1 pseudogene is annotated in these 1,262 nt (G+C 57.4%); it reads left to right on the top strand.

Going from position 1 to position 1,262, the window contains the following annotated elements:
• Positions 1-1,262: pseudogene (locus BIZ37_RS30200) on the top strand (hypothetical protein); the annotation flags it as partial.

Raw genomic sequence — 1,262 nt, 5'->3', positions numbered from 1 at the left:
CGAAGACCGCCTGGTACCTGCGAGCATTGCGGTTGACCCAGCGCAGGTAACCGCCTTAATCACGGAGTTGAAAGCGGAGCTGACCTCTGGCGGGCAGGCACTGGACTTTGCCCTCAACAGTGACGGCGACATTGTCGGTACCCTCAATGGCGAACCGGCGCTCACCGTTGAGTTGTCGGCGGTACAGAACGGCCAGGGCCTGACGGTTACGGTCGATGTTACCCAATCTATTCCGCTTGACCACAACAACACCGGGGATACGGCAGGTTTCATCTCATCGAAAGATGACCAGTTGCAAATCAATGTACCGGTGCAGGCCAAAGATACCGATGGCGATGATCTGAGCACGGCCTCGGTGGTGGGTATCATCATCAAAGACGGTGATGTGCAGTCGTTCGGCATCGATACCGGCACCACTGTTGATGAGACCACGGATAAGGCTTCCCCCGTATCGGGTCAAATCCCGCTCGATGTGGGCTCGGATGAAATAAACACGGTAGTGTTCCAGGCGGCCCAACCGGGGCTAACCGGCCTGACCAGCAATGGCGAGGCAACCACTTTCACGGTATCGGGCAACACCTTGACGGTACTCGATAGCGCCAACAACCCGGTGATGACGGTTGTGGTGGCCACGGACGGTTCGTACACCGTGACCATGACCGGCCCGGTTGACCAAGCTGATAGCCTGACGGAATCTATCAGCCTCAATGTGACCGCGACGGACAAGGACGGTGACCCGGCCAACGGCATCATGGTAATCAATATCACCGACGGCAGCGATGCGGCCGGCGGTGACACGGGCAGTGTAACTTTGACCGAAGGGGATTTGGACACCTTGGGTGACGGCGCGAAAGCCGGTGATACAGATACCAGTTACCCTGCCTCGCAATCGGGCTCGTTCGTCATCAAAGCGGGCGAGGACAAACTGGTACTGGGCTCGGTGAAAATTGACCCAGCGCAGCAAGCTGACCTGATTGCCGAGCTGCAGGCCGAGCTGACCTCAGGAGATGAAGTCCTGACGTTTACCGTCGATAGTGATGGTAACCTGATCGGTAAGCTGCCTAGTGGTGAAACCGCGCTGACGGTCTCCTTGTCTGCCATCGAGCAGGGACAGGATGTCAAGGTAACGGTCAGCGTGGTCCAGCACGTACCGCTGGACAACAATGGCACCAGTACCACCGGTTATGTGACCTTCACAGGAGACGATATCCATATCAACCTGCCGGTGCAGGCTGAAGATACCGATGGTGATGACCTCACCG

The sequence above is a fragment of the Photobacterium sp. BZF1 genome, from assembly GCF_014349205.1.
In the GTDB taxonomy this organism is placed as follows: Bacteria; Pseudomonadota; Gammaproteobacteria; order Enterobacterales; family Vibrionaceae; genus Photobacterium.
This window is presented reverse-complemented; position numbering and strand designations above follow the sequence as displayed.